The sequence below is a fragment of the Corallococcus sp. bb12-1 genome (genome assembly GCF_026626765.1).
In the GTDB taxonomy this organism is placed as follows: Bacteria; Myxococcota; Myxococcia; order Myxococcales; family Myxococcaceae; genus Corallococcus; species Corallococcus terminator.
The window spans coordinates 915,910-928,826 of the sequence record NZ_JAPNJZ010000001.1 but is presented as its reverse complement, the minus strand read 5'-3'; the positions used below and the strand labels follow the sequence as shown (position 1 = coordinate 928,826).

Annotated in this window: 9 protein-coding genes; 6 read left to right on the top strand and 3 right to left on the bottom strand. The window is 70.4% G+C overall.

What is annotated here, in order from left to right:
• Positions 1–4: 4 nt before the first annotated feature.
• Together OV208_RS03900 and gloA are read right to left on the bottom strand one after the other, a co-directional pair.
• Positions 5–169, bottom strand: coding sequence for a hypothetical protein (locus tag OV208_RS03900; RefSeq protein WP_267572436.1), 165 nt, complete (start codon positions 167–169; stop codon positions 5–7).
• Between the two features lie 25 nt (positions 170–194).
• The gene (gene gloA / locus OV208_RS03895; protein ID WP_244237915.1) at positions 195–581 is read right to left on the bottom strand and encodes a lactoylglutathione lyase; all 387 of its coding nucleotides are present in this window, start codon (positions 579–581) and stop codon (positions 195–197) included.
• Between the two features lie 192 nt (positions 582–773).
• On the opposite strand from gloA, the gene hemL reads away from it, so the two are divergent.
• The gene (hemL, locus tag OV208_RS03890) at positions 774–2,069 is read left to right on the top strand and encodes a glutamate-1-semialdehyde 2,1-aminomutase (RefSeq protein ID WP_267572435.1); all 1,296 of its coding nucleotides are present in this window, start codon (positions 774–776) and stop codon (positions 2,067–2,069) included.
• The gene (locus OV208_RS03885; protein WP_267572434.1) at positions 2,053–4,758 is read left to right on the top strand and encodes a protein kinase domain-containing protein; all 2,706 of its coding nucleotides are present in this window, start codon (positions 2,053–2,055) and stop codon (positions 4,756–4,758) included. The genes hemL and OV208_RS03885 overlap by 17 nt, the downstream gene beginning before the upstream one ends.
• 56 nt (positions 4,759–4,814) lie before the next feature.
• On the opposite strand, the gene OV208_RS03880 is transcribed toward OV208_RS03885, so the two are convergent.
• The gene (locus tag OV208_RS03880; RefSeq protein WP_267572433.1) at positions 4,815–7,481 is read right to left on the bottom strand and encodes an ATP-binding protein; all 2,667 of its coding nucleotides are present in this window, start codon (positions 7,479–7,481) and stop codon (positions 4,815–4,817) included.
• 314 nt (positions 7,482–7,795) lie between these two features.
• Here OV208_RS03880 and OV208_RS03875 point away from each other — a divergent pair, with 314 nt between their 5' ends.
• From OV208_RS03875 to OV208_RS03860, 4 genes are all read left to right on the top strand, one after another.
• Positions 7,796–8,071, top strand: a complete 276-nt coding sequence (locus OV208_RS03875) for a PqqD family protein (protein ID WP_267572432.1) — start codon at positions 7,796–7,798, stop codon at positions 8,069–8,071.
• A 775-nt stretch (positions 8,072–8,846) separates the two neighbouring features.
• Positions 8,847–9,470 carry a hypothetical protein gene (locus OV208_RS03870; protein WP_267572431.1) on the top strand — a complete coding sequence of 208 codons (624 nt, stop codon included), beginning with the start codon at positions 8,847–8,849 and terminating at the stop codon, positions 9,468–9,470.
• Positions 9,467–10,780 carry an MFS transporter gene (locus OV208_RS03865; RefSeq protein WP_267572430.1) on the top strand — a complete coding sequence of 438 codons (1,314 nt, stop codon included), beginning with the start codon at positions 9,467–9,469 and terminating at the stop codon, positions 10,778–10,780. The genes OV208_RS03870 and OV208_RS03865 overlap by 4 nt, the downstream gene beginning before the upstream one ends.
• Entirely contained in the window at positions 10,777–12,906 is a 2,130-nt protein-coding gene (locus OV208_RS03860; protein WP_267572429.1) for a carbohydrate binding family 9 domain-containing protein, read from the top strand. The genes OV208_RS03865 and OV208_RS03860 overlap by 4 nt, the downstream gene beginning before the upstream one ends.
• Positions 12,907–12,917: the final 11 nt, after the last annotated feature.

Sequence of the window (12,917 nt, the reverse complement as noted above, 5' to 3'; positions counted from 1 at the left end):
TGTTTCAGTGGAGGTTCGGCGCGTCCGGCCGGGAGCCGGGGTCCAGCGCGTCCGGGTCGAACACGCTGGCCTCGTCCCCGTCGATGCGGCGCCCGGTTCCTTGGGGCACCACGATTCGAGCCCGCTCGATGCTGGCGGAGGCCCGCGTGCGCGGGAGCGCGGCGTCCACCGTCCAGGCGACCCGATGGGGCGGATCAGCTCTTCTGCTGGATGAGCTCGACCTTGTAGCCGTCCGGGTCTTCGACGAAGGCGATGACAGTGGTGCCGTGCTTCATGGGACCGGGCTCGCGGACGACCTTGCCGCCGGCCGCGCGGATGGCGTTGGCGGTGGCGTGGATGTCGCTGACGCCCAGGGCGATGTGGCCGTACGCAGTGCCCAGCTCGTACTTCGCCGTGTCCCAGTTGTGGGTGAGCTCCAGCGCGGGGTGGGTGTCCTCCGGACCGAAGCCGACGAAGGCGAGCGTGAAGCGGCCTTCGGGATAGTCGTGGCGGCGCAGCAGCGTCATGCCAACGACGCGGGTGTAGAAGTCGAGCGACTTCTCCAGGTCGCCGACGCGGAGCATGGTGTGGAGGATTCGCATGCGGGCGGTCATAACCGCCGGGACCGTCAGGGTGAAGCCGCGAGTGCGCTGCCCCTGGAGGAGGGCGGGACCTCCTGCCCGGGAGGGAGGTCCGTCGCCGTGCGGGCAGGCATCCGCATGGGGGTGGAAAGCCGACACCGGAGCCCCACGCGGAGAGGGGAGCGGCGCCCGGCGCGTGCTATGCAACCCCGCATGAAACACGCTCAAAGTCAGGCCCTCTTCGCCCGTGCGCAGGCGCGCATCCCGGGTGGCGTGAACTCTCCGGTGCGCGCCTTCCGTGGCGTGGGGGGTGACCCCGTCTTCTTCAAGGAGGGCGCGGGCGCGTGGCTCACTGACGTGGACGGCAACCGCTACGTGGACCTGGTGGGCAGCTGGGGTCCGCTCATCCTCGGGCACGCGTACCCGCCCATCATCGAGGCCATCCTGGAGGCGGCCCGTCGCGGCACCACCTTCGGCGCGCCCGTCGCGGCGGAAGTGGAGTTCGCGGAGCTGCTCTGCGCCACGGTGCCATCGCTGGAGAAGGTGCGCCTGGTGTCCAGCGGCACGGAGGCCACGGTGGCCGCCGTCCGCGTGGCGCGTGGCTTCACCGGCCGCGAGCACATCCTCAAGTTCGAAGGCTGCTTCCACGGCGCGGGCGACCCGTTCCTCGTGAAGGCGGGCAGTGGCGTGGAGACGCTGGGTCTGCCGGACTCGCCGGGCGTGCCCGCGGCGCTGGCGGCGCTGACGCTCACCGCGCCCTTCAACGACCTGGAGGCGGTGGAGCGCATCTTCGAGGAGAAGGGCAAGGACATCGCGTGCGCCATCATCGAGCCGGTGGTGGGCAACATGGGCGTGCTGGTGCCGCGCCCGGGCTACCTGGAGGGGTTGCAGGCGCTCTGCCAGAAGCACGGCGTGCTCTTCGTGCTGGATGAGGTGATGACGGGCTTCCGGCTGGCGCGTGGTGGTGCGCAGGAGCTGTACAAGCTCAAGCCGGACCTGACCACGATGGCGAAGGTGGTGGGCGGCGGCATGCCGCTGGGCGCGTACGGCGGCCGGCGCGACATCATGTCCAAGGTGGCGCCGGAAGGGCCCGTGTACCAGTCCGGCACGCTGTCCGGAAACCCCGTGGCGGTGGCGGCGGGCCTGGCGTGCGTGAAGGCGCTGGCGGCCCCGGGGACGTACGCGCGGCTGGAGCAGTTGGGGCTCTTGTTGGAGGAGGGCTTCCGCGCGGAGGCGAAGGCGGCGGGGGTGCCAGTGACGGTGAACCGCGTGGGCAGCATGCTCACGGTGTTCTTCACGGCGGAGCCGGTGTTCGACTACGCGTCCGCGAAGAAGGCGGACACGGCGAAGTTCGGGCGCTTCTTCCACGCGATGCTGCACGAAGGGGTGTACCTGCCGCCCAGCCAGTTCGAGGCGGCGTTCGTGTCGCTGGCCATCGGCGAGCCGGAGGTGGCGCACGTACTCGCCGCGGCTCGCAAGGCGTTCCGCTCGCTTGGCGACGCCCGTTGAACCGGAGCCCCTGAAGGGGCCGCTGCGCTTCGGTCCCTACACCCTCGTGCGCCGCATTGGCGCGGGCGGCATGGGGGAGGTCTTCCTCGCGCGCGAGGAGGGCGTGCGCCGCGCGGTGGTGGTGAAGAAGGTGCTGCCGGGGCTCTTGGAGAACCGGCAGTTCGTGGGGCGCTTCCGCGACGAGGCGCGCGTGGTGGTGCGGCTTGCGCACCCGAACATCGCGCGCGTGTACGCGATGGGCGAAGTGGACGGGCAGCTCTACCTCGCCATGGAGTACGTGCAGGGCAAGACGCTCAGCCGGCTGGCGTACCGGCTGCGGCAGCGCCAACGGATGATGCCCCTGGGCGCGCTGCTCCAGATGGGGCAGCGGCTGTGCGAGGGCCTTGCGTACGCGCACGACGCGACGGACGAGGACGGGCACCCGTTGCACCTGGTGCACCGCGACCTGTCGCCCGCGAACGTGTGCGTGAGCTACGCGGGCGAGGTGAAGGTCATCGACTTCGGCGCGGCGCAGTCCACGCTGAAGGAGCAGCAGACGGCGCCGCGCGTGGTGATTGGAAACCTCACGTACATGGCGCCGGAGCAGGCCCGCAAGCGAACCGTGGACCGCAGGGCGGACGTGTACGCGGCGGGCGTGGTGTTGTGGGAGTTGTTCGCGTGGAAGCCGTTGTCCCAGCGCGGAGACCCGTTGGATCGCTGGCGGCGCGCGGCCTATCCGCAGTGGGAGCCGGCGGGGCGTCACCGGCCGGACCTTCCGCGCGCGGTGGATGCGTTCCTGATGCGCGCGCTGGCGCCCGAACCGAAGGACCGCTTCCCGACCGCCGCGGCGATGGGCGAGGCGCTGGCGGCGCTGAAGGAGAAGCTGGCGCCGGGTGTGACGGACCAGGACCTGGTGCGGCTGATGTCGGCGGCCTTCCCGCGCGAGAAGGTCGTCGAGCAGCAGATGGTGGACGACCTGCTGCGCGAACAGCCGGAGCGCGCGAGCACGCGGCAGGAGTTTCCATCCGTGCTCGCGCCGCCGGGCGCGTCGGTGTCGGAGGAGGCGGAAGTGCTCCGGGCGCAGGAGGACATCGCGACGGAGGCCCTGGACGCGGCGAGGTTGCGCCAGGCCGCGGACAAGGCATCCCGGGAGCTGAAGCCCTGGGAGGAGCCCGGTGCGCGCAAGGCGCCCCCGGTGCGGATTCACAACCAGGAAGTCACCAGGGATGCCTGGGTGCCGGGCGTGGGCGCGGAGGAGTCCACCGCGCCCGCCCAGCCACCGCACGTCGCGTGGACGCCGGGCTCCGGCGTGGAGGAGTCCACGGTGTTCGGAGTGGATCCAAGGCGGAGCGCGGGCACGGCTCCCGAAGCTTCCCGGACACAGGACCCGAGCACGGCCGTCGCCCACACGCCCGACGCGGCCTCGGACCCGGCACCCACCCCGACCTCCGAACAGGACGCGAGCACGGCCGTCGCCCACACGCCCGACGTGGCCTCGGACCTGGCACCCACCCCGCCTCCCGAACCCGCTCGCCCGGACGGCGTGCCCGCGCACTGGACGCCCGGCCCCGGCGCGGACGACGCCACCCCCCAGGAAGGCGCCGCCCCCCGAGCCGCCGGCCCGGGCGCCGAGGACACCACCGACCCGGGCGAAGGCCCCCGCGCGGCGGGGACCGCCCCCCCGTCCAGGCAGGCTGCGACCGGGCAACTTCTCCAAGCGGATTGGAATTCGGCTCCGGAAGCGGAAGACTCCGGTCCACACCCTCGAGCTTTTCACCGAGAAGGGGCACCCCCGGCCCCGGAGGACTCACCCATGCAGAACCGGCCCTCGCGTCCGGGTTGGACCCCCGGCGCCGGCAGTGAGGACTCCACGACGAACGAGCGGCCCATGCGCAAGAGCGAGGACACCGAGCCCTCCTCTCCCGCCCCCGGGAAGGGCCCCGCGAAGGCCCGCTCCGGCTGGACGCCGGGCTCGGGCGCGGACGACGCCACCGAGGGCGCCGGCCCATCACCCCTCGCCCTGGGCCCCGACGAAGAAGGGGACTTCGACGACGAGCACACGGACGTGGACAAGCCCCAGCGCCCCGTCGCGAACGCGGCCTCGGAGCGGCGCTCCCCGTCCCGCACCTCCCTGGGCGCCGCACCCCCGGCACGCTCCGCCCCGCCCGTCGCGGAGGACTTCCCGGACGCCACCCGGCCCCTGTCCCAGGAAGAGATTCCGGTGCCCTGGACCCCCGGGGGCGCGGGCGAAGCCACCGAAGCGCTGGAGGCCGCGAAGATCTTCGGCGCCCTGTCGCGCACGACGGGCAACATGCCCGCCTACCTCTCCGAGAAGTCGACCCCCTACGTCCCGCCCAAGGAGGCCCCGCGCAAGGCGGCCCCCATCGTGGACGAGCGGCCCAACGAGACCCGCCCGATTCCGGTGCGCACCAAGACGCGCGAAACGCTCGTCAACGCGGACATGGACATCTCCAAAGCGCTGAAGATCGCGGAGGAGCTGAAGGAGCGCGAGCGCGCGCAGGCGGAAGCCAAACGCAAGGGCGCGAAGAAGCCGGCCAAGGTCGTCCAGTTCAAGCTGCCCGCCGGCCTCAGGTGGCCCCTGCCTTCGCGCTACCGCTTCTGGGTCATGCTCGCGGCGGTGGTGGCCGTGGCGCTCGTCCTGGGCTTTGGCGTCATGTGGCTCTTCATGGGCTCCTCCGGCGCGGAGTGAGTCGCGGGCTTCAATCCGCGCCATCCGGTGGGCCTGTCCGCCGGCGTGAAGACGCGTCAGCCGGCGGTCAGTGGCAGGACGTGGAGCGCGGGCGGCTCCAGGGGGAGGAAGATCCAGAAGACGGCGCCGCCGGTGTCGGGCACGTCCAGCCCCATCGCGCCCATGTGTGAATCGACGATGCGCTTCACGACGGCGAGCCCCAGGCCGGTGCCCTGGGCCTTGGTGGTGAAGAAGGGCTCGAAGATGCGCGTGCGCAGCTCCAGCGGGATGCCCGGCCCGGTGTCGATGATCTCCACCTGCACGCCGGGCCGCTCCACCCACGCCTTCCGGGCCACCACCCGCAGCGTGCCGCCGTGGGGCATGGCCTGCACCGCGTTGAGGGCCAGGTTGAGGAAGGCCTGACGGATGAGCCGCTCGTCCACCGTCACCGACGGCACGTCCTCCTCCATCACCCACTCCACGCGCACGGGCGGCGGAGGCTGGCCGTGGCTGCCCGCGTCCGACAGCGCCCCGCCCACCGACTCCTCCAGCAACTGCGTCACCGACACCGCATACAGGTGTGGCGACGGAGGCCGCGCGAAGGTGAGCAGGTCCGCGACGATGCGGTTGAGCCGGTCCGCCTCCTCGCCCACGATGTCCACCAGCGGCGTCGCCGGACTCTCCGGTCCGATGATGCGGCGGATGGTGGCCACCGAATTGAAGATGGCGCCCAGCGGGTTTCGCACCTCGTGGGCCATCACCGCGGACAGCTCGCCCAGCGCGGCCAGCCGCTCGCGGTGCACCAGCTGCTCCTGCGCGCGCCTCAATTCCTCGTAGCTCTTCTTCAAATCCTCCACCAGCCGAGCGCCCTCCAGCGCCAGCGACAACTGATTGGCGATGGCATCCGCCCGCTCCAGCTCCGCGGGCGTGAAGCGGCGGGGCCGTCGCGTCTCCACCATCACCGCCACGCCCACCATCTGCGCGTGCACGGCGAGCGGCAGCACCATGTACGCCACGCCATCCGTGGCCCGGCGCAGCTCGTCGTTCATCCAGACGTCCACGCGCGCGTCCTCCACGCGGAGCGGCTGGCGCGTGCGGAACACCTCCCCCGCCAGTGAATGCGGCGACAGGTCCAACGGCAGGTCCCGGCCCACCAGCTCCGGGTGCCCGCCCGTCGCCGCGCGGATGGCCAGCCGCTGCCCCTTCGCGTCCGGCAGCAGCACGTACGCGTCCGGCACGTCCACGATGCGCGCCAGGCTGGTGACGCCCGTGGCCAGCAGCCGGTCCAGCTCCAGCGTGGCCGCCAGCGCCTTGCCCACCTCGTGCATCAGCGCCAGGTCCTCCGCCCGTCCGCGCACCTCGTCCAGCAGCCGGTGGGATTCAATGGCCGCCGCGAAGTGCGTGCCCATGGCCTGGAGCGTCTCCAGCTCCAGCGGGGTGAGCCGTCGCCGCGCGTGGAACAGCACGCTCAACGTGCCCACGCCGCGCGAGCGCACCCGCAGCGGCACCGACACCAGCGTCTGGAAGGCCAGGGCCCGGAGCGCGTCGCGCGTGGGCGCGGGGCAGCCCTCCGCGTCCAGCACCTGCACCGCGTCCATCATCCCGCTCGGCCGGGGCAGCGACCCCATGCGCGCGCGGCGCACCCGGGCCACCGCGTCCTCGGACAGGCCGCGCGCGTACACCAGCTCCAGCGGTTCGCCCGGCTCGTGGCGCGTGTCCGCCGGCAGGAGCAGGCACACCGCGTCGCAGGCCAGCAGGCCGGCGATCTCCTCCGTGCCGGAACCGAAGAAGGCGCGCGGGTGCGGCGCGGACGCCGCCTGGGACGCCAGCCGCCCCAGCGCGGCGAGCGCCGTGGCGCGCACGCTCAGCCGCTGGATGGTGCGCGCCGCGTCCAGCGCGGACGACACCTGCTGCCCGAACAGCCGCACGGCGGCCCCGTCCTCCTCGCTGAGCCAGTCCGCCGCCAGCACCAGCATGGCCACGGGCGCGGTCTCCACGTCGATGCGCACCCCCACCGCATGGTGCGGCTCCACGCGCTGGAACACCGCCAGCACCGTGTCCATGCGCGCCTCCGGCACGAACCGCGACACCTCCACGCCCAGGTCCTCCACCCACGCGTTGCCGTCGCGCCAGGTGCGCACCAGCGCCGGGGCCCAGCTGCCCATCGCCTCCACCGGCACCCGTCCGCCCAGCGCCGGTGCGTGCGGCACCAGCCGGGGCGGCAGCCCCGCCACCGACAGCTCCACCCCCACGCCCCGGGGCGTCAACCACGCGAAGCCCAGCTCCAGCGCCTCCAGCCCGCGGAAGACCTCCTCGCGCACCGCCTCCTCGGAATGCAGCGCGCGGACGTGTCCGCCCAGCTCCGCCAGCTTTCGCAGCACCGTGCGACGCCGCACCCGGGACGTCACATCGCGCGCCTGCACCACCCAATCCCTGGCATGCGGATGCACCGTCAATTCCACACGCATCCCGCCGCCCGCGCTGCGCAGCCAGGCCTCGTACGTGCCCGCCACCGGCGCGGTCCCCAGCCGCCGCGCCAGCCGGTCCACCGGGGTGTCCGCCTGGGGCTCCTCCAGCAGCGCCGTCACCGGCTGACCCACCAGTTCCTCCCGCGTCGCGCCCACGAGCCGCGCCAGCGCGGCGTTCGCGTACACGAGCACGCTGTCCCGGAGCACGAACACGCCCAGGGGCATGTCCCCGAGGAGGCGGTACTCCGCCTCCTGCTCTTCCGTGACCGTCCCCACCCGACGGTTCGTCCGCTCAGTGCCTCTCACGCGCACCACGTTGGCACTGTCGGGACTCCGGGTGAAGCCTCCCCTGCGTCGCACCGCCCACCAGCGCACACCTCGCCCACGACGCGGCACGGCAACCGTCGCGGTCTTCCCATACGCCAGACGTCACATTTCCACCCTGGAGCCGCCAAACCCAGAGTCCGTGTGTCATTGACAGCAGGTATGAAGCTCCTTAGAACCATGAATCATCAATACGCGGCTTGAGTCTGGCTCCAGGGTCTTTCCGGAGCGCGCTCGAGGGTTCGCGGTCATCCAGGGGAACTGTCTTGAGCCTGCCCCGCACGACTTCCGGCGTCATCGTCCAGCAGCAGGACGGAGCCTTCTTCCTGATGGACACTGAGGGCGGAGAGGTCTTCCGCGTGAACGAGACGGCCGCCCGCATCTTCGAGCTGTGCCAGAGCGGCACGTCGCTCGACGGCGCGGTGCAAGCCCTTGTCCGGGGCCTGGACGCGGCGGACCAGGAGCAGGACATCCGCGCGGACGTCCAGCGCACCGTCGCGCAGTTCCAGGAGCTGGGGCTCTGCGAGCCCACCGCCGTCTGAAGAATTGAAACATTGACCCCCCCATCTTCCGGGTCGCCGCGAGGCTTTCCCCTCGCGGCGCTGATGCACCCGCACGTTCGAGGAGCCCCCTCCGGGAGGGGTTGGGCGAAGCCATGCCCTGGCTCCAGGTTTCGTGTGCGCCCCGACGTCGGGACGCCCGCGAATCCCTCCGTGAAACCTGTGTTTCACGAAGGGGTGAAGCGCGGTGAGGACAACAGGGAATGTCAGACCCCCTGTTCATGCTTCACGGCGCTTCACGGCAGTGGTTGTTCCGCGGCAAGTCCATCCAAGGAGAAACACCCCATGTACACCCAGGCCCAGATCGTCCGCGTCACCGCGTCGTCCGACAAGTGCACCTGCTCCAACGGCATGGTGATCCTCACGAAGAACGTGGCGGAGTAGTTCACTCCCGTCAGGTGCTTCAAGTCGTACCCAACCCAAACCAGGAGACACACCCCATGTACACCCAGGCCCAGATCGTTCGCGTCACCGCTTCGTCCGACAAGTGCACCTGCTCCAACGGCATGGTTCTGCAGTCGACCAAGCTGGCGGAGTAGTCGCACTTCCTGTCTGCCTGATACCCGTCGTCTGGAGAAACACCATGTCCCTCAAGGCCGAGTTCGTCCGCTGTGTCGTTTCGTCCGGCAGGTGCATGTGTTGCGGGGGGCTTCCCCCTGAGACGGGCGCCGTCGGGCAGGCGGAGTAGTCGCCAATGCGGCCGGGTGGAGGCCGTACGCCTCCACCCGGTTGTCTTTTCAATCGCTGACGCCCGCCCATGTCGCCAGACTCGCTCCAGTTGTTGCTCTTCACCCAGGCGGACGTCGGCGGCTGCGCGCTCTTTCGCGTCGTGCCCGTGCAACTCCGCGTCAGTCCCGGTCAGGGACGCGTGTGGTTGGACGCGTCGAAGGGGCAGGTCTTCACACCCGTCTGGCAGCGGCACGTCCAGCACCTCGCGGCGCTGGGGAGGGCGCACTACGCGCTGCCGTGGGAGCAGACCGACCTGCACGTCTCCGCGCGGGGCAGGAACGTGACGTTGGATGGCCGGAGCGCGTCGTTGCCGTTGTTCGTCGCCTGGGTGGCGCTCCTGAGTGGCCGCCCGTTGCCGTCGCCCTTCCTGGGCACGGGGGTGGCGCTGGAGGAGCACGGTGAGCGGCTCGCGCCCGCGCCGCGCGAGTTCCTCCAGGGAAAGCTGGGCGTGGCCCAGTCCTACGTGAAGCAGGTGTTTCCCCAGGAGGGAAGGGTGTCCGTGTACGTGCCAGAGGACAGCGGTTTCGACGCGGAAGCCCTGACGGCGCTGGACGTGCGGCCGGTGCCCACGCTCACGCGGGCGGTGTCGGAGGTGCTGGGGTTGGAGCCGCGCGCGGGCGCGGCGGATGTCACGAAGCTGGGGGGCTCATGATCCGCCAGGGCGTGCATGCCATCCGGGAGATGTATGGGTTGACGAAGGGGCTGGGCAACCTGCGGGTGATGCTCGGCTCGGGGCTGGTTGGCATGGTGGCCGCGGGCCTGCTCAACCCGGTGATGCCGTTGTACCTGCGCTCGCGCGGGCTGGACTTCCAGCAGATTGGCCTGCTCTACACGGTGGGCTCGCTGTTGCCCATCTTCGTGCAGCCGGTGCTGGGAGCGTTGTCGGACCGCCATGGCCGCAAGCCCTTCGTGGTGGGCCTGTCGCTGCTCACGTCGCTGATGGTGCCGGCGGTGGCGCTGGTGGATGACCCGACGCCGCTCGCGGCGGTGATGATCCTGAAGATGCTCCTGGCGCGCAGCGCGGCGCCCGTGTCCAACGCGATGGTGGCGGACTTCGCGCCCACGAAGCAGCGCGCCACCATCTTCGCCATGCTGGATGCCACCTCGAACCTGGTGTTCGTGGCGGCGCTGTTCGCCTCCTCCGCGGTCATCCGCACGCTGTCGGTGAGCGGCACCTTCTTCCTCGCGGGCGCCCTGTTCCTGGTGGGCAGCCTGATGCTGCTGTCGCTGGACGACTCGCAGGCGCCTCCGCGCGCGGAGGCCGGGGCGGGCGGGGTGCGGACGGGCTGGGCGCTGGCGCTCCAGGGACTCATGTCTCCCTTCACCTATGTGAAGGACCACCCGCGCCTTTCCGGCCTGTTCCTCTGGCAGTTCTTCTTCACCTTCGCGCTGGCGCTGTTTCCCACGTACCTGCCGCTGTACGCGGTGGAGCTGGGCGCGCCCGGGGAGCTGGTGGGGCCCCTGGTGGCGGCGTCCTGGCTCGTCTTCGCCTTCGTGCAGCCCTTTGGCGGACGGCTGTCGGACCGGCTGCCCCGGCGCGTGGGCCTCATCACGTCAGGCCTGGCGGGCATGGCGGTGATGGCGGCGGTGCTCGGCGCCTCCGGGTGGCTGCCGCACGGGTACGCGCTGGGCGCGCTGGTGGCGGCGTGGGTGCTGCTCGCGGTGCCGGATGGCCTGCACCGCGGCTCCGCGTCCGCGCTGGTGGTGGAGCAGGTGCCGTCGCCCGCGGAGCGCGGCCGCTTCATGGGCGCGCTGGGCTCCTGCGCGGCGCTGGCGGGCGTGCTGGCGCCCATCACCTACGGCTTCGTCGCGCAGAGGGCCGGCATCGGCTTCACGTTCCTTCTCTCCTCGGCGGCGCTCGTGCTGGCCCTCGGCTGTGTGTCGAGGGTTCGCGAGTCCTCCGAACTCCCCCCTGTCGCGGCCCCGGTGGCCGCCCTTACCCCCAACTCGGAGCCCGGATGAGCCCCGTTCATGATGTGTGTCGTTGGGGCGCCGCGCTGTGCATCGCGCTGGTGCCCGCCCTGGGGTTCGCTGATTCGACCTACAAGGTCACGGCGACGCCGACGAAGGATGCCATCACCATCGACGGCAAGGGGGACGAGCCGGCCTGGCAGACGGCGCCGGAGATTGGCGGCTGGTTCCTCACGCGCGTGGACTACGGCCGCCCCGCGCCGGACGACACCAAGGTCCGCATCCTCTACGACAAGGACAACCTCTACTTCCTCTTCCACTGCCTGGATTCGAAGCCGGAGCGCATCACCGGCTACACGATGCAGAACGAGGGGTTCCTCCACCAGGAAGACAACATCACCATCATCCTGGACACGTACCTGGACCACCGCAACGCGTACTTCTTCTGGACCAACCCGCTGGGCGTGCGCACCGACGGGCGCATCGTGGATGACGGCGAGGCGTTCTCCACCAACTGGCGCGGCGAGTGGGAGACGAAGTCCACGCTGGTGAAGGACGGTTGGGTTTCGGAGGTGCGCATCCCGTTCGCGAACTTCCAGTTCGAGAAGAAGGGGGAGCTGTCCTTTGGCATGCTCCTGGACCGCGAACAGTCGCGCAACCAGGAGTGGAGCAACTGGACGCCGGATGGCGTGAACAGCGCGAAGGTGAGCCGCTACCCGCACCTGGACGGGCTCAAGGACATCAACCCGCGCTCCGTCTTCAGCATCACCCCCTACGTGGCCACCACGCTGGCGCTCAAGTCCAGCGACGGCCGCGGCATGTTCCGACCCAACGTGGGCGCGGACGCGCGCTTCGACCCGGCCCCCTGGCTGTCCATGAAGCTGACGGCCAACCCGGACTTCAGCGACTCCGAAGCGGACCAGGACTTCCTGCTGCTGGACACCGACCAGCCGCTGCTGCCGGAGCGCCGTCAGTTCTTCCTGGAGAGCGAGCACCTCTTCATCGCGCCCATCAACGTCTTCACCTCGCGCCGCATCGCGCTCCGGCCGCATGACCGGGTGTGGGGCGGGTTGCAGCTCACGGGCAAGGTGGGCGACACGAACTTCGCGCTGATGGACATCCAGCACCGCGATTCCACCGGCAGGGACGCGAACGGCCGGGAAGTCTTCGAGAACGTCAACTCCGGTGTGCTCCGCCTCCAGCATGACATTGGCAAGCGCTCGATGATTTCGCTCATCGCGCTCAACCGCAGCGGCCGGGGTGGCCTCTTCGGCGACGCGGACTTCCAGACGGTGGGCCTGGACGGCAACTTCCACCTCTTCGAGGAGTTCTTCATCCAGGCCCAGGCCATCAAGAGCTGGAGCCCGCTGGGCAACGACGACTCGGACGCGTACCACGTGGGCCTGCACCGCTTCGACACGCTGTCGGAGTTCTGGTTGCAGTTCGAGGACATCGGGAAGAACTACGCGAACCCGCTGGGCTGGACGCCCGTCGTGGACAAGCAGGGCTACAACTCGCGCCTGTTCCTGAACCCGTTCCCCAAGTGGCGCTTCCTGCCCCGGCTGGACGTGACGTGGGACACGCTGTGGCGCCGCAATCACGAACACCAGCGCACTCGCTGGCGCCAGCGGCTCAACGTCCAGCCGTACCTGCACCACGACTTCGCGCTCACCTTCGACGGCGTCTATGACGACAACCTGGGGTTCCGAGACCGCTTCGGCACGTTCGGCTTCATCCTGTTCCCCCACGACTGGCAGAACTACACGCTGACGGCCATTGGCGGCCGGTTCCTGGGCGGACAGATTCGCGGCCTCAACGGCGCGGTCAACATGAAGGTGGGGCGGCACATCGTCGCCAAGTTCAGCGGCTTCTACACGCGCAACTTCGATGTGCCGGAGAGCAGCGACCTCTTCGGCACCTCCGGTGACGGCTACAGCTTCTCCGGCTACGCGCAGCTGCGCTACCACTTCAGCCCGGACCTCTACGCGCGTCTGACGTTGCAGAGGGGCACGGTCTACGAGCTGGCGGACTACAACTCCGTGAAGGGCACGTTCGTGGACGCGATGGTGGGTTGGCATTACCGCCAATGGAGCGACATCTTCCTCGTCTACACGGATCAACCTTTCGGCGGCTCCCAGGAGCGGCGGATCCTGTCCAAGATTTCCTTCAACTACTGAAAGAAAGCACA

Coding starts and splice junctions, on each gene's coding strand:
- OV208_RS03865 (WP_267572430.1), top strand. CDS start 9,467: ATGATCCGCCAGGGCGTGCATGCCATCCGGGAGATGTATGGGTTGACG.
- hemL (WP_267572435.1), top strand. CDS start 774: ATGAAACACGCTCAAAGTCAGGCCCTCTTCGCCCGTGCGCAGGCGCGC.
- OV208_RS03870 (WP_267572431.1), top strand. CDS start 8,847: ATGTCGCCAGACTCGCTCCAGTTGTTGCTCTTCACCCAGGCGGACGTC.
- gloA (WP_244237915.1), bottom strand. CDS start 581: ATGCGAATCCTCCACACCATGCTCCGCGTCGGCGACCTGGAGAAGTCG.
- OV208_RS03860 (WP_267572429.1), top strand. CDS start 10,777: ATGAGCCCCGTTCATGATGTGTGTCGTTGGGGCGCCGCGCTGTGCATC.